We start from the raw sequence: 21,912 nt of genomic DNA, 5'->3' as shown, positions 1-21,912 counted from the left end.
ATGAAAAGCATGACTGCTTCGATTGATGACTCCCGCCTCACGTACCGACTCGCCCTGGGAACAGGTGAGATTTTGAAAGGTGTCCGTGGCGTGGGACTACTGCGCGACCGCGCGCTCGGCGACGCTGGCGATGAACTCGCGCAAAACTGGATTGCCCGTGTTATTGCACAGCACCGGCCAGAAGACGGCGTCTTGTCGGAGGAGGCCGCCGATGATCAATCCCGTCTCAGCAAAGAGCGCGTCTGGATCATTGACCCGCTGGATGGCACCAAGGAGTTCGCCGGTGGTCGCCAGGACTGGGCTGTTCACATTGCGCTCGTGGAAAACGGCCAGCCGATCCACGCCGCCGTCGGACTGCCTGACCTGGGAGTTGTCTTCAGCACCGAAGAGACCAAGGCTGTGATGGGGCCGATGTCCCACAAGATCGTTGTCTCCCGTAACCGCGCCCCAAAGGTTGCGCAGCACATCGCTGATTCTATGGGCTTTGAACTCAGCCCTATGGGATCTGCTGGAGCCAAGGCAATGCACGTTCTCCTCGGCGACTCCGATGCTTATGTCCACGCCGGCGGTCAATACGAGTGGGACTCTGCCGCGCCTGTGGGTGTCGCACGGGCGGCAGGGTTGCACTGTTCTCGCTTGAATGGCGATGAGCTGACCTACAACAACCGCGATACCTACATGCCGGATTTGCTGGTTTGTCGCCCGGAGCTGGCTGAAGACATCATCAGCCATGCAACGGCCTACCTGGAAAGCCATGGTTCCTACTAGCCGCTTAGCGACGGCTTTGCGCCCGGCGTTTGCGGAACTCGCAGACCCGGAGCGCGCTGCTGGCCAGCAGCGCTACTTGAAGACCACCGAAGCGATGGTCGGGCTGGTGACAGCTGATCTCAGGCGCTTGGTCAATATCCACGCCTTAGCGGTGCTGGGCCCTGCCCCCTCGGAGGCGGAACTGATCGCTGAAGTCAGCGCGCTGTGGACTGGAGCCCAAACTCGTGACGAGCGCCGAAGCGCTATTTTCACCCTGACTATCCCCCGGTATTGCAGCACCCTTTCATTGGCTGTGATGCCGCTGATCAAGCAGATTGTCACCGAAGGCGCTTGGTGGGACCTAGTGGACGCCGTGGTGAAAGTGCAGTCTTTTTTGCGTGCTCGGTTTCCCGAGGAATCTGCAAGAGTAATGCGCCTTTGGGCCGTGGATAAGAACATGTGGGTGCGCAGGTACGCGATTATCCACCAATTACAAGCCCGCGATTCGCTGGATACAGCACTACTTACGCAGTGTATTGAGCCGAATCTGCACGACCGTGAGTTTTTCATCGCCAAAGCTATCGGCTGGGCATTGCGCGACTACGCGCGGGCAAACCCAGAGTGGGTGCGCGAATTTGTGAGCTCCCATGAACTGCAACCGCTTTCCAAGCGCGAGGCTCTCAAGCACCTCTAGTGCCTTGCAGTGTCGCGGATCCAAAGTAGGCCCACTTGCAGGCCTTCGGTTACGCTATGAGGCATGATCGCCACTCCATATGAAGACTTGTTGGCCAAGATCCTCGCCGAAGGTTCTAAGAAATCGGACCGCACCGGAACCGGCACCACGAGCCTGTTCGGACAGCAGATTCGCTTTAACCTGGCCGATGAATTCCCACTGATCACCACAAAGAAGGTGTACTGGAAGGGAGTTGTCGGAGAACTGCTGTGGTTCTTACAGGGCAGTTCTAACGTGAAATGGCTGCAAGACAACAACATCCGCATTTGGGATGAATGGGCTGCAGCGGACGGCGAACTAGGGCCGGTATACGGTGTCCAGTGGCGTTCTTGGCCTACTCCTAATGGTGGCCATGTGGACCAGATTTCCGGCGCCTTGGAGATGCTGAAGAGCAATCCGGATTCCCGCCGCAATATTGTTTCTGCATGGAATGTGTCGGAACTGGAGAACATGGCTCTGCCACCGTGTCACTTGTTGTTCCAGTTCTACGTGGCAGAGGGCAAACTGTCTTGTCAGTTGTACCAGCGCTCTGCAGATATGTTCCTTGGTGTGCCGTTTAATATCGCTTCTTATTCTCTGCTTACCCACATGTTCGCGCAGCAAGCAGGCTTAGAGGTGGGCGAGTTTATTTGGACGGGTGGTGATTGCCACATCTATGACAACCACGTCGAGCAGGTGCGCACCCAGCTTTCGCGTGAGCCACGCCCCTACCCGCAGCTTCGTTTGTCCAAGGCAGCGTCTCTCTTCGACTACACCTTTGCAGACTGTCAGCTGGAGGGCTACGATCCGCACCCGGCAATTAAGGGCGCGGTGGCAGTCTAGTGCTGCAGGCCATTTGGGCACAGTCACGCGACGGTGTGATCGGCGATGGCGTCGATATGCCTTGGCATCTGCCGGAGGATCTGGCACATTTCAAGCACACGACTATGGGGCAGCCGGTGATTATGGGCCGGGCCACGTGGGAGTCAATCCCGGAGAAGTTTCGTCCCTTGCCTGGCCGCGAGAACTATGTGCTGTCCCATCGTACTCCCGGCCAGTGGTCCGCAGGGGCCACTGTAATCCAGGAAATCCCAGCCATTGATGCCTGGATCATGGGAGGCGGTCGGGTTTACGCCGATACGTTGTCTCAAGTACAGCGGGCCGTGATCACCGAGGTGGATGCTGAGTTAGCGGGAATACCGCACGCAGTTTTCGCGCCTCCGCTCACGGGCTTCACGCTTGTCGACGCCACTGACTGGCAGACATCGCAGGCCGGCCACCTGCTAGGCGATCCAAACAAGGAATCCGTGCGCTATCGTTTCTTGTACTACGAAAGGACTTAAACCATGGAACACATCACGTTGTACACCACCGAATGGTGCCCCTTCTGCCAGCGTCTTGTTAAGGCTTTGAATCGTACCGAGACGCCCTTCACGAGGATCGATGTTGAGGAAGATGCTGAAGCCGCATCCTGGGTAGAGTCCGTCAACGACGGTAACCGTGTTGTGCCAACCGTGAAGTATTCCGATGGCACCTACGCCACTAATCCGCCAGCCTCGGAGGTCCGCCGGAAGCTTGAGGAACTCTCCTCCTAGCGACGCTGCCGAGAAATTCCTATTGCCGCAGCAGATAGATGTCCATGATCCAGCCGTTTTGGGCGCGTAAAGCGGCCTTTTCGGCTGCTAACTGCTCCCCGATCTCGGAGACTAGCCCTGAACGCAGGACTTGTTTCTCGGTGCCAAGGTAGGCTCCCCACCAAATGTGAGCCTCCGGTACGTCGAGCCAGGCGGCTCCCCCGTCAAGCATCACGACGGCATTAGTAATGGGGCCTTCAAGCAGGGTTCTTCCCGTAGTGATTCGGATATCTTCGCCGATCCGGTTGATGAGCAATCCATGTTCAGCGCAAAGAGACTGTACGGCCGTTATACCTGGGGTGACTCTTAGCGTCGCTTCCAGACCAAGTCCACGCATCCGCTCGATGATGCGAAGCGTTGAGTCGTACAACGAGGGGTCCCCCCAGACCAGAAAAGCAACGGTGCCGGAGGCCGGCATGGCGTCAATAAGCAGCTGAGCCCGCGCCTGATGCCAGCGTTCCACCTCAGCTTTGTAGTCAACTGGGTTTCGATCCCGCTCTGGGTCCGCGACGGTGATGAGCGGAGTACCAGGAGCATGAGCATCAATGATCTGCTGCCGCAGCATGAGCAGATCCGATTTGGTGTCGCCCTTGTCCAGAGCAAGCACCGCATCAGAGTTTTGCAAGGCTTCAATAGCTTGCAGGGTGAGGTGTTTCGGATTCCCGGCGCCGATGCCAATGACTTCAATGTGCTGCATGATTCCTATCTAACACGCAAAAAAGGCGCCACCAAAAATGGTGGCGCCGCGATTAACTAGATGAGGCTATTCGTCTTCGTCAGCGAAGAGCACCGCCATCTCATGTGGCGACAAACCGCTAACCATGTTGGTGAACTGCGCAGAGAAAACCTGCTGCAGGAACATATCGCAAGCGGCAGAAAGCTGCTTGGAATCATACTTGTTCAGCAGCAAGAGGCGCTTGGTGGTGCCGTCTTCCAAAATCTCCTCAATAGCGAGTGCAGGAACGTCGTTCTTGGTGACAACGTGTACCTGGATGTTGCGACGGTTAACATCGGTAAAGGTTGGCTTGAGTTCGGCCATGGCGAACACCTGTCTCTTCTAAGTTGCGAATAAGTCTCTTTATATAGCCTAGGCGGGATTACCCCTCTTTCGCTCGCAAACTCGTATTTTTGTCCCCCAAACGTGTCCCCCTGCCCGGTTATTTGGCTTCGCGGACGCGTAGGCTAAACTTTTGGAGTCAATTCAATTGCCCTCGTAGCTCAGTGGATAGAGCACGGCTCTCCTAAAGCCGGTGTCGGAGGTTCGATTCCTCTCGGGGGCACTTTTAACCCCGCCGACCAGTAATCTACTGGCGGCGGGTTTCTTGTTTTCATTAGGCGCTAGCGATGTGACCCGTGCCCCATTGCGGTCCCCCTCGCCCAAATCCTTAAATCCTTGCTATTGTGACAATTGTTTTACAAAATAACTCATGAGTTCACAATTACCTCTGGAGTAGTATGTCTTCCCAACTGTCTCGTCGCTCGTTCTTGGAAGCTGGCTTCAAAGCTGGCGCGCTTGCCGCTGTTGCCCCGCTTGCGCTTAATGCCGTCGCAAAGCTGCCGCAAGCTCATGCACTCAGCGCGCCGATCGGCACCGTTATTGACTATTCCGGTGGCGTTCCTGATGCGAAGGCAGTGCAAGCGCAGGGCCACCTAGGTGCTGTCCGATACGTTTCCGAGGCACGCCCAGACGCGGCGAGCTGGATGAAGGGCAAGCCAGTAAAAATTGCCGAAACCAAGGCCTTTGCCGCCGCAGGCCTCGAGGTAGCATCCGTGTACCAATTCGGGCGCGCATCGAACGCCGATTGGCTGCAAGGCGCTGCGGGAGCCGCACTGCACGCACCCCAAGCCATAGCACTTCATTCTGCCGCGGGCGGAGCAACCGGACGACCAATCTACGTCGCTATCGACGACAACCCGTCTCGTGAGCAGTACGACGGCCAGATCCGTCCCTACCTGCAGGCATTCAAATCGGCCCTAGAATCCGCAGGCCTAAAGCTCGGTGTGTACGGTAACTACAACACCATCGAATGGGCAGTTCAGGATGGCCTGGGAGAGTTCTTCTGGATGCACGACTGGGGCTCCGACGGCCGTATCCATCCCCGCACCACGATTCATCAAAAATCGGGTTGGAAGGAAACCATCAACGGTATCGAAGTGGACGTCAACAATGTCTACGCGCACGACTGGGGCCAATGGAAGCCCGGCTATGGCCCTTCCCCGACACCAGAGACGATCCCAGCCATCCCTAACACCGATCAGCTCTCCGCTTTGCTGCCAGCCGATCTAAAGGGCGTGCAGTTGCCCAGCCAGCAACAAATCAACGATGCCATCGCCCTAGTCAACCAAGTACGAGGCATCGCATCTAGCTAGGGTGCAGCGAGCGCCGGCCCTAGCTGGCGTTCCACTAGCGCAGTGAGGTCCTCCGCACTGCCCATTACGGCGGCGGCTGCCACATAGTCGTCGCCGAAACTAATGGAGGAATGCAACATCAGGTCATCGGACCATCCCCATTTTGTCCCCTCGGCCCTTGGCAGCACCGAGGTACCAAAATTTTGCGCATACCCATCCGCGGCAACCTCATGCTTCTCCCGCATCGCGGCCAAAATTGGGGAATCCGGATCCCGCTGCAATTTAATCCGGATAAACTTCACCGCGTCATAGGTCGACGTCACGCTATTTCCCCACAGTTCCGCGTCATGGGTGGACCACAGGCCGTAGTGCGCTACCGTGGTGGCGATAGACTCCGGATACTTGGCATAGAGCGTGTCCGCAGCATAGTCGTCTGAATCTGAGATCATGATTCTTGCCAGGTCTTTATCATCTTCGTTATCCTGCGCCAGCACGAAGTCAGCGATGTAAAGCTTGATCAGGCTGAGTGCGGGACGTGGGAAACGTTCGTTGGCACTGCCGGTATGGGTGCCGTCGGATAGCCGCTCAAAGCTCAACTGCGCTCCGCCGGGAAAACCCGTAATATCTGCCACTTGTTCGGGCGAAAGGTAGTCATTATCGGCTTCTGGCAGTGCGATCGCAGGCGCTGCAGTGCTTGCCGACGCCCGTTCCGGCGCTTCCGCGGACGCTGCGCAGCCCGCTAAGCAGGCCACCACCCCAGATACCATCAGCACCGGCAACGGATGCACAATAGCGCGAAAAAGCATAGAAAGCAGTGTAGCCCGGGTGCAAGCCATAGCTTGCATCCGGGCTGTCACGCTTGTAGCGATTGCTTAGTGGTCGACGGGGGCTTCCACGCCAACACCGGTGAGGGAACGAACTTCCATCTCAGCCTGCAGGTCATCCATGTTGTCTGGCTTGCCTACCAACGTGCCGATGATGCCGCCGATAAAGCCCATCGGGATGGAAACGATGCCTGGGTTAGCCAATGGGAACCATGCGAAGTCCGCATTCGGGAACATCGCGGTGGCAGAACCAGAAACCGCTGGGGAAAACACGATCAACACCAGTGCGGAAACGAGGCCAGAGTAAATCGCAACCACTGCACCAGTGGTGTTGAACTTCTTCCAGTACAACGAGTACAAGATGGTTGGCAGGTTCGCGGACGCTGCAATAGCGAAGGCGAGGGCAACCAGGAAGGCCACGTTCTGACTCATGGCCAGGATACCGAGGACAATCGCGACGACGCCGATGACAACCACGGTGATGCGGGAGACGCGCACCTGCTCTTCTTCCGTGGATTGACCGTTGCGGATGATGGAGTGGTAGACGTCATGCGCAACAGAGGCGGAGGCGGTAATTGCCAGGCCGGCGACCACTGCGAGAACAGTAGCGAAGGCAATTGCGGAGATGATCGCCATAAAGAAGGAACCACCGAGTTCCAGCGCCAGCAGCGGCGCTGCCGCGTTCGCGCCACCTGGCGCGGCCTTGATGCGATCAGGTCCAACCAGCGCAGCTGCACCATAGCCGAGGACCAGGGTCATCAGGTAAAAAGCGCCGATGAGGATGATCGCCCAAGTCACAGACTTACGGGCTTCCTTAGCGGTCGGCACGGTGTAGAAGCGCATCAGCACGTGTGGCAGGCCTGCAGTACCCAGCACCAGTGCCAGGCCCAAGGACACGAAGTCGAGCTTAGAAATCTCCGTCTTGCCGTACTTCATACCCGGCTTGAGCAGTGCCTCATTGCCGTCGTGAGCGGCAACTGCCTTGGTGAATAGCTCAGAGAAGCCGCCCTTGACGGCCACGAACACCAATCCGGTCATGATGACCACGGTTCCAACAAGAAGAACTGCCTTGATCATCTGCACGTAAGTAGTGCCCTTCATGCCACCGATGAGCACGTAGGCGATCATGATGATGCCAACAATCACAACGATAATCGCCTGTTCAGTCTTACCGTGCAGGTTCAGCAGCACGGCGACGAGAGAACCGGCGCCCGCCATCTGAGCGATGAGGTAGAACAGCGACACAAAGAGGGTACCCATTGCTGCAGCCATGCGGACTGGCTTTTGCTTCAGGCGGAAGGACAGCACATCAGCCATGGTGAATTTGCCAACGTTTCGCAGTGGCTCAGCCACCAGCAGGAGGGCTACCAGCCATGCGACAAAGAATCCGATGGAGTACAAGAATCCGTCGTAGCCGGTTATCGCAATCGCTCCAACGATTCCCAGGAAGGAAGCTGCTGACAGGTAGTCACCTGCGATAGCGAGGCCATTCTGGGTGCCGGTAAAGGAAGCACCACCGGTGTAGAAATCGGAAGCTTCAGACGTCTTTTTGCCTACGCGCATCACAATTGCCATGGTGACGACAATGAAGATAACAAAGACGATGATGTTTAGAACTGGGTTGCCGGTATTCGACTCGGCCGCCAGAAGGTAAGAGTTGTTCATCCCGTTACCTAGCCTTCCATTGCTTGACGAATCGCGGCAGCGCGCGGCTCGATATTCTTATTGGCAAACTTGATGTAGATCCAGGTGATCAAGAAGGTAGTCAAGAACTGCAGCAATCCGAGAATGATGCCCAGGTTGACGTTGCCGAAGATGATCTTTCCCATGAGGTCTGGCATGTACGTTGCGACCAGTACATAACCGATGAACCATACGAAAAAGACGATGGACATTGGGAACGTAAAGCTACGGAAAGTCGAGCGCAGTTCTTGGAACTGGGGGCTTGACTGCATGGCGCGAAACTCCGCTGCCGTCGGTTCACGGCGGATTGGGGCGTGAGGACTTGTGCTCATTGAAGAAGTCATCTCGCTTTCTCTATTGATTGCTGAAAAGTCACTACGGTCGTGACTCACAGGGCAAGGGTTTGCAACTGTGCGTATGGTCACAATTTCCGCATGCATGAAAAGTTACCCAGCTCACATTGCAATTGCGAAGCAGTTGGCAAAAATATTTGCTTCACAACTTCACACCCACCCCCAAGAACGCCCCTCAACAGTGGATATGAGTGAAAGAAAAGTACCCCCACATTCACACAGTTTTCCGTTTTGCAAAGGTTGTTAATGCTGTAGACATGGCAAAATTTGGCTTCACAAGTGCCACAAAAGCCAATCTTGCGTTGCCCTACTTAACCGATCGGCGACGCTCCACAGCGCTGAAGACCACACGCATAATTTCGATACTGCCAGCTCCGATGGCACCTACTACCACGGCGTCGATAAGCAGCGTGCTATTCCCGGCATCAAGCAGTAACCAATGAGAGATCTGTGGCAGCAAGAAGATGAGCACATACGCGGCGCAACCCGTCCCCAGCAGGATTAGCTTCCACCAATTCCACGGTCGCGCCACAACCCCCAGGACCCACATCGCCATGATGAGAAGAACTGCCAGCGTGGCCGTCGATACCTGGCGATGTTCCACCCCACCAAGCTCGCTTGGATAGTGCAATAGCCAGAATCCAATGGTGAACACTGCGATAAGCAGGCCAAAAGGAATGGCCAACCACAGCACACGTCGCACGAAACCTGTCCGGGCCCGCTCCGCGTTCGGTCCGAGCGAAAGCACGAAGGCCGGAATTCCGATCGTAAACCAGCCAATCATGGTCACATGGATGGGCTGGAAGGGATAAGACAACCCCGCACAGGCCATGAACGCCGCGACCAGAACCGAGTAAATCGTCTTAGTCAAAAATAGGTTGGCTACTCGCTCAATGTTGCCAATTACCCGTCGTCCTTCTACAACAACGTGTGGCAAAGTAGCGAATTTATTGTCAAGCAGTACTACCTGCGCTACCGAGCGACTAGCAGGCGCTCCGGTCCCCATGGCAACGCCAATATCCGCAGCCTTAAGAGCCAGCACATCATTGACGCCGTCCCCCGTCATTGCCACCGTGTGCCCTGCCACCTGCAGCGCCTCCACCATTTCTTTCTTCTGCTCTGGAGTAACGCGACCAAACACGGAGGCGCCGGTCACCTTTTCCATCGTATTTTCTGGCGTTAAGGACCGCGCATCCACCACCTCGCCATCGATGCCCACCTGCCGCGCCACGGCCGCCACCGACACCGCGTTATCGCCCGAAATCACTTTGACATTCACATTTTCATGCTCGAAGAAGTCCAGGGTTTCGGCCGCATCAGCACGCACCTTTTGTTGCAGCGTTATCAGCGCTACTGGCCGAGGATCACTCACAGTGGCAGATAGCTCCGCCACACTAGCGAGCAAAAGTACACGCATCCCCTGTTCCGACAACGACTGCACTTTATGCAGCACATCCTCCGCCGTAGTGACCATGTCTGGGGCACCGATTACCCAGGAGCCTTCCTCCCCGAGCGCGACACCCGACCATTTTCGCGTTGAGTCGAAGGGCTCGACACGAGTAACTGACGGGGCGGCGTATCCGGCAAGGGATTCCCCGATAGCTTGCATCGTGTCATTGGGATGCTTGTCAGCTGAAACCATCGCGGCCAGCACCCGTTTCACCTGTTCAAGCTCGGCGTTTCCCCCACCACTAGCGAGCATATCGACGTCCACCAGCTCCATTCGGTTTTCCGTCAACGTTCCCGTCTTATCTACGCAAACGACGTCGACACGCGCTAGCGCCTCGATGGCGGCAAGCTCGTTGACCAAAGCCCCACGGCGGCCGAGCCGCACAACGCCGACTGCGAAGGCAATCGAGGTCATCAGCACCAGCCCTTCTGGGACCATAGGTACAAGGGCTGCAACCATGGCCAGGATGGCATCGTTGAGCGGCGCCTCGGTGCGCCCAAGTTGAGTCCAAATGGTAAGCGCACCGGTGGGAATCATCAGCCAGCCGATGAACTTCAAAATCCTATCGATGCCTCGCTGCAGCTCCGAATCAGTTAGAGAGAAAGCCCCCGCAGCAGCAATGAGCTTCGCCGCATAGGCATCAGAGCCGATCGCGGTCGCTTGGTATGTCCCCGAACCAGCGACAACGAACGATCCGGAGAGTAGCTGATCACCGACCTTCTTCAGTACCGGCTTGGATTCGCCGGTCAACATAGACTCATCGATTTTAAGTTCAATGGCGGATCGGACGACGCCATCAACAACGAGCTGCTCCCCCGCACCGAGCTCCACTAATTCATCTATTACCAAGCTATCCTGCGGAAGGGGACGCAAACTCCCTTCCCGGATGACTCGAGGCTGGCTTTCATTCAGAATTGTGAGGCGGTCGAGCGTACGCTTTGCCCGCACCTCTTGAATGATTCCGATCGCAGAGTTTGCAAGGATGAGCAGCCCGAAGGCACCGTTGATCCAGCTACCGGTGAACATTACGATGCCGAACAGGATCCCCAAAATGGCATTGATCCTGGTAAACACGTTCGCGCGTACGATTTCCCCTACGGTGCGCCCAGTTTTGCGAACCACTTTGTTAGTGGCGCCGCGGGCGAGACGTTCAGCTACTTCAGCCTGATTCAGGCCGTCGGGGGAGGTCACATAGCTCATGGGAGCTTAGTCTAGTTGGCTAACGCGCCTTAAATTCCGGAGCCCGTTTCTCGCTGCGAGCAGCTCGGGCTTCCTTCGCATCCTCACTGTTCCAGGCAGCCCGATAATCCTCTTGTTGCTTCACAGAGAGATCGAAACCGAAGCCTTCATCATTGAGGACACTCTTGAGCTGGCGCATGGAAAGCGGCGCATTGCCAGAAACCTCGTGCGCAAAATCAAGTGCTGCAGCTGAGTCTCCCTGCACGTGCACATAGCCGACATTGTGTGCCTGCTGCGCATCAATTCGTTGTGCGGCAAGCAGCAAGCCGCGGGCCACAGAGCCTCCTAACAAAGACACAGCTCGGCGAATAGTCCAGTTGTCCAGCGCAAACCCGAGCTTGGCTGGCGGGACGGCAAACCACGCATCCGGGCCAACAACACGCAGGTCACACGCCAAGGATAGTTGGGCTCCGGCCCCGATTGCAGGGCCTTGAATATCTGCAATCACCGGCACTGGGCAGTGCAAAAGTGAGGTCAGCATGTGCTGCAGTGCGGCAAGGAAACCATCCCCGTAGACACCACCGCCTTCGCCGCTCAGATCGGCGCCGGCGCAAAAGGCACGCCCCTCGCCTCGGATGAGTACCGCACGAATTGGGGCTTCATCTTCTAGGGTGATGTGATTGACGGCATCAGCAATGGCCATGCATAGTTCGGTGTTTAAGGCGTTGCGCTTTTCATCACGATCAATCGTTAGGATGAGAACCTTCCCATCAGCTTCCTGCCTCAGACTACTCATTTAGTGTTCTCCTACTGGCTCTGGGAAATGTAGCGGATCGCCACCAATACGAGCTATTCCAGCGCTGACATCAAGCTGGGTGATCGCCTGCATCTGTTCTTGGGAAAGCTGGAAGTCAAAGACCTCAAAATTTTGGGCGATACGCTCGGCGTTCTTTGAGCGCGGAATAACCATATTTCCTAGCTGCAACTGCCATCGCAGGATTACTTGGGCATTGCTCTTGCCCAATGTGCGTGCAATCTCAGAGATTTCCGGCAAATCGAGCACTTTTCCAGAACCGAGCGGAGACCAGGCGGCAGTCACAATGCCATGTTCCTGGTGATATTGACGTAGTTCCGGTTGGGAAAACCCAGGATGTAGCTCAATTTGGTTACACACCGGGGTGATGCCAGTTTCTTGTACAAGAGTGTCCAGCACCTCAGGATAAAAGTTGGAAACCCCGATGGATTGCACCCTCCCCATCCCCTGCATTTTGGCCATGGCTTGGAAAGACTCAACGAAGAGCCCTGCAGTAGCCCACGGCCAGTGAATCAAATAGAGATCCAAGTACTCCAGCCCCAGACGTTCCAGAGACTGGTTGAAGGCAACACTCGTTTGCTCTCCTTGCTGGTTATGCCACAGTTTCGAAGTCACAAACAGTTCGTCTCGGGTAACGTCGCCTGCCTTAATAGCGTCCCTGATGGCTTTTCCCACCGCTTCTTCATTTTGGTAGATCGCCGCAGTATCAATATGGCGATAACCAACCTCAATTGCAGCGCGGACCGCGGCTTCAGCTTCCTCCTCGCGGAGCTGCCAGGTACCTAATCCAAATTGTGGAAATTCTGTGCCGTCTCGAAAGCTAAGGGTGGGGTTCTCAGTGGCGCTAGTCATAACTTCCATTAAACGCAATTTGCCGTCACCCCGCAGGGAAACCGCAGCTAAGCATGGATATACATCCTTTAAACATTCCAACCCTTGACAAACTGTTGTGTTTATACAACACTTACTTGCGTGAGCCCAGCAAAGAAACCTACAAAACCAATCTTCAATAGAATCCGACTGTTACGTACCGAGCGCAACCTCAGTAGGGCGCAGCTTGCCGACGCCATTGGCGTCAATGTACAGACCATCGGCGCCCTCGAGCGCAGCGACCACTACCCCAGCCTCGATCTAGCACTGAATCTCTCCGAGACTTTCGGCTTGCCAATCGAAGCAATATTCTCTCGCACCGAATTCACCCCCCTCTCAACCCAAATCTACGCAGGAGACCAGTAATGAAACTCGAAACTTTTCACAAACAACAGGAACAGAACTCCCGCATGCTTCGTGGATGGCGAACGCAAAAGCGACGCCGGCTGCTAGTGTCAGGCTTCCTCGTACTCGCGGCGCTCACCGCAATCTCGGCACTGCTCATCCCAGCCAGCCCCAAGTATCTGCTCGCTATTGTGTCCGGATTCGGCGCACTCGCAATTTTGTGGACCATCATCCGTATCACCATCGATTCCGAGGACATGGCCCCCCTCGCGGCGCTCGATGAATACCAGTTCGCCCGCTTGGAAGCCTACCGAGCTTTCGCTTTCAAGCTCTACGGCTTCTTCGCATCGCTCATCGCATTTATCTTGATCTTCGGCTCGATGATGTGGGACAGCATCGCTGCCGATTCTTGGTCCCCCACGCGCGTGGGGGTATCCCTCGGCTACCTGCTACTGCTAGTCACTTTGACCGTTGGCGGTTATCCGGCACTCGCTCTCGCCTGGAACAAGTCCGACGAGGACTAGCCACCCCCGGAAGCTCCGGCAGCCCCAAATCCGATCATGGGCGAATGTGGGTTTGGTAACTTGAAACCCATGACCCGCACGAGCGCACATGATCTCATTTCTCAAGTCCTTGACCAGGATTCTTTCATCAGCTGGGACACTCCACCCGCGTACGGCGACATCTCCGAGGATTACCGCGCTGCCCTCGCCCGGGCACGTGAGAGAAGTGGCTGCGACGAATCGGTTATCACTGGTGAGGGCAGGATCGCAGGACGACGGGTTGCAACCATCCTCTCCGAATTCGGCTTCCTCGGCGGTTCGATTGGCGCGGCCACAGCCCGTCGCATTATCGACGGCATCCATCGAGCCACCGCCGAAGGTCTCCCGTTATTGATTTCCCCATCCTCAGGCGGAACTCGCATGCAGGAAGGATCCCCTGCTTTTGCGCTCATGGTGTCTATTACCACCGCTGTGTATCGGCATAAAGATCAGCACTTGCCGTTCTTGGTTTACCTGCGCAACCCCACCACCGGTGGTGTCATGGCCTCCTGGGGGTCGGCAGGCCACTTCACCTTCGCGGAACCTGGCGCTCTGCTCGGATTCCTCGGTCCGCGCGTTGTTGAACTCACTACTGGTGTGCCCATGCCGGAAGGGGTGCAAAGCGGTGAGAACCTGGCAAAATGTGGTGTCATCGACGGGGTAGTTTCCCCCGAAAAGCTCCGCGAAGCCGTGATGAAGATCCATGAGGTGCTGTTGTCCGATGTGGCGACTTCGCAACCGGAGTTGCCCGCCGTCGAGAAGCACGCAATGCACTCAGCGTGGGAAGCAATTGTGCGCACCCGCCGCCCCGAGCGACCGGGCATGCGAGACATCGTGAAGAAGCTGCGTGCCAAGTTAATTATGCTATCCGGCAGTGGTGATGGCCGACGCTCTCCCGCTGTAACGGTTGCGCTCGCGCAAATTGACGGACGGCCAGTAGTCATCATTGGACAAGACCGTCATGAGCAGCCTCCGATCGGCGAGTTTCCCCTCGGAACCGAAGCACTAAGAATCGCCCGCCGCGGCATCGATCTAGCGCACCAACTACAGCTCCCACTTGTCAGCATCATCGACACGCCTGGGGCTGAGCTTTCCCAGTACGCAGAGGAACACGCGATGGCAGGCTCCATCGCACGAACGCTTGGCGAGCTCGTGGACCTCGATGTTCCCACCGTGTCCATCATCCTCGGCCAGGGCTGCGGTGGCGGAGCACTTGCGATGCTCCCTTCTGATCGGGTCCTGGCAGCCAGCAATGCCTGGCTCTCTCCCCTGCCCCCGGAAGGGGCTTCCGCCATCATCTACCGTGACACGGAACACGCGGCACAAATGATGGAGGAACAGGACGTCTCCGCAGCTGCACTGCTGCGGGCGGGCATAGTGGACGGCATAATTCCCGAGGTCACAGACGCTGCTGACGAACCAGAGGCCTTCATTGACCGCGTTCTGACCACGATCAGCCACACATTGTGGGAACTTGATCACTTTCCACAGCGGGTAGGCCGCGAACAGCGCTTTAAACACTACGAAAAGCTAGCTCAACTGCAGTAACCTAAGTAAATGATCAGCGACCAAGAAATCTTTGACGCCCATCGTGGCGGCAAGCTGACTGTTGCATCGGCTCGCCCACTCGAAACCACCCATGATCTCTCCATTGCGTACACCCCAGGTGTCGCTCGGGTCTGCGAAGCGATCCACGAAGATCCAGCCCTAGCTCGCGAATACACCTGGACGGCGAACACTGTCGCTGTCATTTCCGACGGCACTGCCGTGCTCGGACTTGGAGATATCGGTCCACAAGCGGCCCTCCCTGTTATGGAGGGCAAGGCCCAGCTGTTTCAGCGCTTCGCGGGTCTCAACGCCGTGCCGATTGTGTTGGATACTTTGGACGTCGACGAGCTTTTTGACACCATCGTCCGCCTCGCACCTTCTTTCGGGGCAATCAACCTCGAGGATATTTCTGCCCCGCGCTGCTTCGAACTCGAACGTCGTTTGATCAAGGCCTTGGATATTCCAATCATGCATGATGACCAGCACGGCACCGCCGTAGTCATCACAGCTGGATTGCGCAACGCCGCTGAACTACTAGGACGCAAACTGCCTGACCTCAAGGTCGTCATCACCGGCGCGGGTGCCGCAGGCGTTGCGACGGCGAAAATGCTGATCGCGGCCGGTGTGAAAAATATCGTGATGGTTGATTCCCGTGGCATCATCCACCCCGACCGCACCCCGCTCAATTCTGTGAAGCAGGAGCTCGCGCGGATTACCAACTCGGAACGACTATCCGGCGGCATTGAATCTGCATTGATGGGAGCCGACGTTTTCATCGGACTCTCGCGCGGACATGTCAGCGAAGAGCAGCTCCAACTCATGTCCACAGATCCGATCCTGTTCTCGCTTGCCAATCCCACCCCGGAGATTGCCCCGGAGCTTGCACGCAAATACGGGGCGGTGGTTGCTACTGGGCGCTCCGACCTCCCCAATCAGATCAACAATGTGCTGGCGTTCCCAGGCATTTTCCGGGGCGCACTGGATGCAGGTGCCACCGAAATCTCTCAGACAATGAAGCTGGCGGCCTCTCGAGCAATTGCCCAAGTAGCACACGAGGAGCTCGACCGCGATCATATCGTGCCTTCTCCACTCGATCCTCGAGTCGAGCCGGCGGTTGCTGCCGCGGTGAAGGCTGCCGCACTGGCGCAGCGTGCCTAAAGCGCACCTGGGCTCCCTTGGTTCCCAGCAAACGGAGGAAAGCACTCGGTTTAAGGCAAACCAATGCATTTAGCAACCAGGGCGGCAAGTATTAGCGAGCCAAGCCATATGCGACGGGAGTACGCATACAGAAAATGGCCCCGGGCCAAATGAGTATTGACACCGCTAACGGGTGCCGGGATTGTCATGCGCCTCGCCGTGAACGACAACTCCCACACGAATAAAGAGCGCAAGGAATACTCCCTGCGCTCTTTCCAATGGCGTCGAAAAGCTTAGTGAGTGCTAATCAGGTCAATGACGAAGACCAAGGTACGACCGGACAAAGGGTGTCCGCCGCCGGCCGGGCCGTAAGCAGCCTCTGGCGGGATAGTGAGCTGGCGACGACCACCAACCTTCATACCTGGGATGCCTTCCTGCCAGCCCGCGATGAGGCCTGCGAGAGGAAAGTCAATGGTCTGGCCACGGTCCCAAGAAGAGTCGAACTGTTCTCCGGTTTCGAAGTCCACGCCAACGTAGTGAACCTCAACCATGCCGCCAGCCTGTGCTTCTGGACCGTCACCGACGATGAGGTCTTCGATAACCAGGTCTTCTGGTACTGGGCCGGTCTGTGGGGCGATTACTGGCTTTTCCATCTAGCTAGTCTCCTTGGGTTGACGAAAAATCTCTAGGTTCAACTCGGTAGCGGAGTTGGTTTGAAGCCGTTGCCGAGCGAACTTCACCCGCTGCTAAAAACCAATGAGCCAAACCTTTCCCACGAGCTTACGGCAATTGTGGGGAGGTTTGGCTCAAGGAGGGCTAAAACTAAGGCTATTTATCGCTTGTCGCGTGGGATGTACTCACGCAGAGTTTCGCCGGTGTAAATCTGGCGTGGGCGGTAAATCTTGCCATTAGGCTGGGAAACCTGCTCGACATACTGCGCGATCCAGCCTGGGAGACGACCCATAGCGAACAGAACCGTGAAGAAGTCGGTTGGGAAGCCCATAGCGCGGTAGATCAAACCGGTGTAGAAGTCTACGTTCGGGTACAGCTTGCGACTGATGAAGTAGTCGTCTGCCAGTGCGATCTGCTCCAGGTTCATGGCCAGCTCGAGAAGCTCATCGTTACCGTTCTGGGAAAGCAGCTCGTGTGCGGTTTCCTTGATGATGGCGGCACGAGGATCGTAGTTGCGGTAGACGCGGTGTCCGAAGCCCATGAGCTTGACACCCTTTTCCTTGTTCTTAACGCGGTTCATGAAGTCGGTTGCGTCGCCGCCGTTGGCCTTGATCTCATCCAGCATCTCCAGCACGGCCTGGTTTGCGCCACCATGTAGTGGGCCGGAGAGCGCATTGATGCCAGCTGCTACGGAAACAAACATGTTGGCCTGTGCAGACGCCACCATGCGGACAGTAGAAGTAGAGCAGTTCTGCTCGTGATCAGCATGGAGGATGAGGAGCTGATCCAGAGCCTTCACATGAAGCGGGTCTACCTCATAAGGCTCAGTTGGGAAGCCGAACATCATACGCAGGAAGTTTTCGCGCGCATTCAAGGAGTTGTCTGGGTACATGTAAGGCTCACCATGGCGAGCACGGTGTGCATATGCAGCAAGCATTGGCACCTTAGCCATGAGGCGAATCGTGGCCTTATGCAGGTGGTCCGGGTTCAGCGGATCCAGAGTGTCCTGGTAGTAAGTGGAAAGAATGTTAAGCGAGGAGGCGAGCACTGCCATTGGGTGTGCGTCGCGAGGGAACACGCTGAACTGTGCCTTGAAGTCTTCATCCAAGAGGGTATGGTGGCGAATCTCATCATTGAACTTGGACAGTTCTTCCTGCGCAGGCAGTTCACCGTTGATCAGCAGGTAAGAAACCTCATTGAAGGTTGCATGAGCCGCGAGATCCTCGATGGCGTAGCCACGGTAACGCAGGATGCCCTGTTCGCCGTCGATATAAGTAATCTTGGATTCGGTCGAACCAGTGCTCACGTAGCCTGGATCAAAGGTGACTAGGCCAGTTTCGGCAAGCATCTTGCCAAGAACGACGCCGTCATTACCTTCAGAGGCCTTGACGATGTCCATTTCGTACTCGCCACCTGGGTAGTGGAGTACGGCCTTGTCGTTGTTATCAGAAGCCACAGTTTCCCTTTCAATCATTTACAGGTCAGGTTCCCTGCTGGGTTTCAAGCCTGCTCTAAGCGGGTAATGCTATTGAATTTTTGCCGCATGTGTCAGGCGTTTAAGCTATCCAACAAGCTGCTCGTATAAAGCAGCCACCGGATCACCGAGCATTTGAGCCACATCATATTGTACCTAAGGCACACCTACTCAATATGAGTAATTCTTTCACAACTTTCTTGAGAAGAGTTTCACTCACGTTGCAGCGGCAGCTTTTAGCATGAAGCATCCCTTGCTCCTTGAACCGTCGTCGCCATGGTTAGACTCTTCCCCACTGCGACGAAAGCTCACGGACCAACAGTGATCACCCAGTGGCCCGTGGGATGACACACATCATAGCAAAAATTGTGATGTCGCCAACACTTTTTCAGATTTTCCCACCCGATACCCCTTTACGGGCTTAACAATGCAGGTCAGTTAATTCGCAACGTTAACTCCTTTGCCAATTCCTCTGCAATAAAACTCAATTCTGCAATAGTTGCAATACCTCACCCCCGTTCGTTTATTCGCCTGATTCATGCCGGGGATAGGGGCTAAAATACTTACATTCCGTACGCCCCAAAACGACGAGAAGGTTGCCCCAGATGCCTGAACAGTTCCCCGCCTTGCCCGCAGATCTCCTTCCAGCTGACGGCCGTTTTGGCTGCGGCCCTTCCAAGGTCCGCCCATCTCAGATCGAGGCAATAGTGGCGGGCAGCACCAGCATCATCGGCACTTCTCACCGTCAACCAGCGGTGAAAGATGTCGTAGGGTCACTTCGCGAGGGTCTGAGCAGCCTCTTCCAATTGCCCGAGGGCTACGAAATTATCCTTTCCCTCGGCGGTGCGACCGCATTTTGGGACGCAGCAGCCTTTGGCCTAATCGAGCAGAAGTCCGGGCACCTCTCTTTCGGAGAGTTTTCCTCCAAATTCGCCAAGGCATCACAACAGGCACCGTGGCTTGACACCCCGGTAGTCATAGAGTCGGAACCAGGTGAAGCTCCCGCTCCGCAAGCTATGGAGGGCGTAGACCTTATCGGCTGGGCCCACAACGAGACGTCGACAGGCGCAATGGTGCCGGTCACGCGCCCAGCAGGCACCGATGCCCTCATCGCTATCGACGCCACCTCCGGTGCTGGCGGGCTTCCCGTAGACATGTCACAGGCAGATGTGTACTACTTCTCCCCACAGAAGTGCTTCGCCTCTGATGGCGGCCTCTGGTTTGCTGCGATGTCCCCAGCTGCCCTCGAACGCATCGAAAAGATCAACTCTTCTGATCGCTTCATCCCTGCTTTCCTAAACCTCCAGACCGCCGTGGACAACTCCCGCAAAAACCAGACCTACAACACCCCAGCAGTGGGCACCCTGCTGATGATGGATGACCAGGTCAAATGGATGAATGAAAACGGTGGCCTCGACGGGATGGTGCAGCGCACTACGGAATCCTCGAACATTCTTTACAGCTGGGCTGAGGCCCGCGATGGCGCAACCCCTTACGTCAAGGACGCCGCTAAGCGTTCCCTAGTTGTCGGTACGATTGACTTCGATGACAACATCGATGCCGCAAAGATTGCCAAGGTACTGCGCGCCAACGGCATCGTGGACATCGAGCCTTACCGAAAGCTCGGACGGAATCAGCTCCGGATTGGTATGTTCCCCGCAATCGATTCAGCAGACGTCGCAAAGCTGACAAAAGCCATCGACTGGGCGATCGACGGCGGCCTCGCCACCGCGTAACACACCCCACCAAATGCGCAGCAACTCCCACGTTGTTGCGCATTTTTGGTCTAAAGTGGTGAAAGACACGTCCATTCACGAAGGAGAATCCCGTGCGCGAACTCAAGTTGGTTGTCGAAGAATCCACCGCATCGTCGTTGGTATTTCGCGCCGACGGCGAGGACTTCTTCGTCGAAGTAACTCAAGACTTGCAGTCGCTTATCAGCGGCGAACAACCTGCACCAGTCCTGGAAGCCACCACTGAAGAAATTGTACCGGCGGAACCAGAAACCGTAGCCGAACCCGTAGCCGCAGCTCAACCGGCCCGCGAGGTTCGCGAGATCGATCCCCGCCTGTCCGCCCCACTTAAGATGCGTCCCCGCGATATCCAGGAAAGGATCCGCGCTGGTGCGAGCATCGCCGAGGTAGCTGCAGAAAACGATGTCACCGAAGCCCGCATCGAGGCCTTCGCACACCCTGTCCTGCAGGAACGCGCCCGAGTTGCCGATATGGCCAAGCGCTCCCACCCTGTCCGGGAAGATGGCCCTGCAAAACTGACCTTGTGGGAAGTACTCGCCACCGCTTTCGCAGCTCGCGGTAATGACCTCACGGCATCCACGTGGGACGCTTATAAAGATCCAGCTGGGCAATGGGTTGTGCGCGTCTCCTGGCAAACCGGACTTTCCGATAACGTCGCGGAATGGTCTTATCACAGCCACGGTATGAGCAACGCGACGGCTGTAGCCCGCAATGCGGTTGCCGCCGATCTGACAGACCCTGACTTCGGTCAACCTGCCGTACGTACTTTGTCTGCTGTACAGCGTTCGCAAGAACCGGCTGAGGTCGAAGAGGTCCAAGAAGCTGAGGACGAGTTCCTCCAGCATCCTGACGCTACGGAGCAGCCACAGAAACGGCGTCGCAAAGCTGTGACCCCGCATTGGGAAGATGTCCTCCTCGGAGTGCGCACTAACACCAAAAGGCCAAGGAGCTAGGGACAATGCAACCGCACGATGCTGTAGTAACGCTGTGGTTTGTGAATGCTGATGACCCTGCTGCAGTACTCAGCGCCTCCCCCAAGGCGGATCGCGGATTCGGTCGTAAGTACCTCGCGTTGATGGACCCATCGTGGCCGATCAGTGTCTTTGGAGAATTTCCGCTGAACCGGTCCGTCCCTGTTTCTAAAGGCGAGTTTTATATCGCCGGCTATCCCGGCATCACCGTGGTTCAAACCCTCGTACAAGACATGACCGTGCTATCAGAGCTCGATCCTAAATTGCTGGATTCGATCGCCGCGCGCAATGTGTTTGCATTTGCTGAAAACACCGACACGGGTTTCGGCGGGCTCGCCCACTGGCAGGAAGGCAAGATCCGTCGCAGCTTCTGTGCCCGCAGAGACCGCGTTTACGAAGACATTGGTCTACCAGAGCCCTTCGAGAGCCCCTACTGGGCAGGTGAGCGCGGGGCCCCAGGTGCCGGCATCGACCTTCCATTTGATCCTATCGAATTGGTGCGGGAAGCCGACTCCCACTGGCTCGGCGTAGACATTTCCGCCGATGGCCCTGATCTTTTCGTGGTTGGCTACGCCATCGACGGACGCAAAGAGCCAAGGATTGAACCGCCACGTCCCCGCAAAGATGTGCGTTCCATTGTCTACGATGCATCGGCCAAGCTTGGACTCGGCCCCCAGCATTCCGAATACGATGACTACGAGGAATTTCCTTCTAGTTCGCCCGGGATGGATGCCGGAATGCAAGCCCGCAAAGTTGCGGACGCAGTGCTAAAGTTCTCCACTCGCGCAGCCAAGAATGCTGGCCGCAGCCTAGCTAGCCTGCGGGAAAAGCTTCGACACACAGACCGCAATTAG

The 21,912-nt window shown here is 56.4% G+C and carries 23 protein-coding genes and 1 tRNA gene; 14 read left to right on the top strand and 10 right to left on the bottom strand.

Annotated features, from left to right (window positions below; genetic code table 11):
- Nucleotides 1–9 precede the first annotated feature (9 nt).
- The 5 genes from WG936_RS07570 to WG936_RS07550 all read left to right on the top strand — a co-directional run bounded on the left by WG936_RS07570 (nt 10) and on the right by WG936_RS07550 (nt 3,054).
- Nucleotides 10–768 (top strand): 3'(2'),5'-bisphosphate nucleotidase CysQ, encoded by a 759-nt coding sequence (locus tag WG936_RS07570; RefSeq protein WP_339572529.1) that lies wholly within the window; start codon nt 10–12, stop codon nt 766–768.
- Nucleotides 755–1,441, top strand: coding sequence for a DNA alkylation repair protein (locus tag WG936_RS07565; RefSeq protein ID WP_339572528.1), 687 nt, complete (start codon nt 755–757; stop codon nt 1,439–1,441). The genes WG936_RS07570 and WG936_RS07565 overlap by 14 nt, the downstream gene beginning before the upstream one ends.
- 63 nt (nt 1,442–1,504) lie before the next feature.
- Nucleotides 1,505–2,302: a thymidylate synthase gene (locus WG936_RS07560; protein WP_339563914.1), complete on the top strand. Its 798-nt coding sequence runs from the start codon at nt 1,505–1,507 to the stop codon at nt 2,300–2,302.
- Complete coding sequence (locus WG936_RS07555) at nt 2,302–2,802, top strand: dihydrofolate reductase (RefSeq protein ID WP_339572527.1); 501 nt, start codon at nt 2,302–2,304, stop codon at nt 2,800–2,802. The genes WG936_RS07560 and WG936_RS07555 overlap by 1 nt, the downstream gene beginning before the upstream one ends.
- 3 nt (nt 2,803–2,805) lie before the next feature.
- On the top strand, nt 2,806–3,054 hold the full coding sequence (locus tag WG936_RS07550) for a mycoredoxin (protein ID WP_339563916.1): 249 nt from the start codon (nt 2,806–2,808) through the stop codon (nt 3,052–3,054).
- Nucleotides 3,055–3,073: 19 nt separating this feature from the next.
- Here the strand turns inward: WG936_RS07550 and cobF are convergent, their stop codons facing one another.
- Both cobF and WG936_RS07540 read right to left on the bottom strand, forming a co-directional pair.
- Nucleotides 3,074–3,790 (bottom strand): precorrin-6A synthase (deacetylating), encoded by a 717-nt coding sequence (gene cobF / locus WG936_RS07545; protein ID WP_339572526.1) that lies wholly within the window; start codon nt 3,788–3,790, stop codon nt 3,074–3,076.
- Between the two features lie 66 nt (nt 3,791–3,856).
- A complete protein-coding gene (locus WG936_RS07540) occupies nt 3,857–4,132 on the bottom strand; it encodes a hypothetical protein (RefSeq protein ID WP_339563918.1) in 276 nt (91 codons plus the stop codon).
- 168 nt (nt 4,133–4,300) lie between these two features.
- Here WG936_RS07540 and WG936_RS07535 point away from each other — a divergent pair.
- Nucleotides 4,301–4,373 (top strand) — tRNA-Arg (locus tag WG936_RS07535).
- 175 nt (nt 4,374–4,548) lie between these two features.
- On the top strand, nt 4,549–5,463 hold the full coding sequence (locus tag WG936_RS07530; RefSeq protein ID WP_339563919.1) for a DUF1906 domain-containing protein: 915 nt from the start codon (nt 4,549–4,551) through the stop codon (nt 5,461–5,463).
- Here the strand turns inward: WG936_RS07530 and WG936_RS07525 are convergent.
- The 6 genes from WG936_RS07525 to WG936_RS07500 all read right to left on the bottom strand — a co-directional run bounded on the left by WG936_RS07525 (nt 5,460) and on the right by WG936_RS07500 (nt 12,597).
- The gene (locus WG936_RS07525; protein ID WP_339563920.1) at nt 5,460–6,248 is read right to left on the bottom strand and encodes a hypothetical protein; all 789 of its coding nucleotides are present in this window, start codon (nt 6,246–6,248) and stop codon (nt 5,460–5,462) included. The genes WG936_RS07530 and WG936_RS07525 overlap by 4 nt on opposite strands.
- A 66-nt stretch (nt 6,249–6,314) precedes the next feature.
- Nucleotides 6,315–7,931 (bottom strand): solute symporter family protein, encoded by a 1,617-nt coding sequence (locus WG936_RS07520; RefSeq protein ID WP_339572525.1) that lies wholly within the window; start codon nt 7,929–7,931, stop codon nt 6,315–6,317.
- A gap of 8 nt (nt 7,932–7,939) precedes the next feature.
- On the bottom strand, nt 7,940–8,281 hold the full coding sequence (locus WG936_RS07515; protein ID WP_339563922.1) for a DUF485 domain-containing protein: 342 nt from the start codon (nt 8,279–8,281) through the stop codon (nt 7,940–7,942).
- Between the two features lie 328 nt (nt 8,282–8,609).
- Nucleotides 8,610–10,952, bottom strand: a complete 2,343-nt coding sequence (locus WG936_RS07510; protein ID WP_339572524.1) for an HAD-IC family P-type ATPase — start codon at nt 10,950–10,952, stop codon at nt 8,610–8,612.
- 19 nt (nt 10,953–10,971) lie between these two features.
- A complete protein-coding gene (locus tag WG936_RS07505) occupies nt 10,972–11,727 on the bottom strand; it encodes an enoyl-CoA hydratase (protein WP_339563924.1) in 756 nt (251 codons plus the stop codon).
- A complete protein-coding gene (locus WG936_RS07500) occupies nt 11,728–12,597 on the bottom strand; it encodes an aldo/keto reductase (RefSeq protein ID WP_339572523.1) in 870 nt (289 codons plus the stop codon).
- 120 nt (nt 12,598–12,717) lie between these two features.
- On the opposite strand from WG936_RS07500, the gene WG936_RS07495 reads away from it, so the two are divergent.
- From WG936_RS07495 to WG936_RS07480, 4 genes are all read left to right on the top strand, one after another.
- Entirely contained in the window at nt 12,718–12,981 is a 264-nt protein-coding gene (locus WG936_RS07495) for a helix-turn-helix transcriptional regulator (RefSeq protein ID WP_339563926.1), read from the top strand.
- Complete coding sequence (locus WG936_RS07490; protein ID WP_339563927.1) at nt 12,981–13,484, top strand: hypothetical protein; 504 nt, start codon at nt 12,981–12,983, stop codon at nt 13,482–13,484. The genes WG936_RS07495 and WG936_RS07490 overlap by 1 nt, the downstream gene beginning before the upstream one ends.
- A gap of 69 nt (nt 13,485–13,553) precedes the next feature.
- Entirely contained in the window at nt 13,554–15,050 is a 1,497-nt protein-coding gene (locus tag WG936_RS07485; protein WP_339563928.1) for a carboxyl transferase domain-containing protein, read from the top strand.
- Nucleotides 15,051–15,059: 9 nt separating this feature from the next.
- Nucleotides 15,060–16,208, top strand: coding sequence for an NAD(P)-dependent malic enzyme (locus tag WG936_RS07480; protein ID WP_339563929.1), 1,149 nt, complete (start codon nt 15,060–15,062; stop codon nt 16,206–16,208).
- A 272-nt stretch (nt 16,209–16,480) separates the two neighbouring features.
- Here the strand turns inward: WG936_RS07480 and fkpA are convergent, their stop codons facing one another.
- Together fkpA and WG936_RS07470 are read right to left on the bottom strand one after the other, a co-directional pair.
- Entirely contained in the window at nt 16,481–16,840 is a 360-nt protein-coding gene (gene fkpA / locus WG936_RS07475; protein ID WP_339563930.1) for an FKBP-type peptidyl-prolyl cis-trans isomerase FkpA, read from the bottom strand.
- 179 nt (nt 16,841–17,019) lie between these two features.
- On the bottom strand, nt 17,020–18,333 hold the full coding sequence (locus WG936_RS07470; protein ID WP_339563931.1) for a citrate synthase: 1,314 nt from the start codon (nt 18,331–18,333) through the stop codon (nt 17,020–17,022).
- Between the two features lie 605 nt (nt 18,334–18,938).
- Between WG936_RS07470 and serC the strand changes: the two genes are divergently transcribed.
- From serC to WG936_RS07455, 3 genes are all read left to right on the top strand, one after another.
- A complete protein-coding gene (gene serC, locus WG936_RS07465) occupies nt 18,939–20,069 on the top strand; it encodes a phosphoserine transaminase (protein ID WP_339572522.1) in 1,131 nt (376 codons plus the stop codon).
- Nucleotides 20,070–20,161: 92 nt separating this feature from the next.
- Nucleotides 20,162–21,040, top strand: coding sequence for a septation protein SepH (sepH, locus tag WG936_RS07460; protein WP_339563933.1), 879 nt, complete (start codon nt 20,162–20,164; stop codon nt 21,038–21,040).
- 5 nt (nt 21,041–21,045) lie between these two features.
- Nucleotides 21,046–21,912, top strand: coding sequence for a DUF6928 family protein (locus WG936_RS07455; protein ID WP_339572521.1), 867 nt, complete (start codon nt 21,046–21,048; stop codon nt 21,910–21,912).

It is taken from the genome of Corynebacterium sp. H127 (genome assembly GCF_037482665.1).
In the GTDB taxonomy this organism is placed as follows: Bacteria; Actinomycetota; Actinomycetes; order Mycobacteriales; family Mycobacteriaceae; genus Corynebacterium.
Note: the sequence above shows the minus strand (reverse complement) of the source record. Positions and strands in the feature narration are given on the sequence as shown.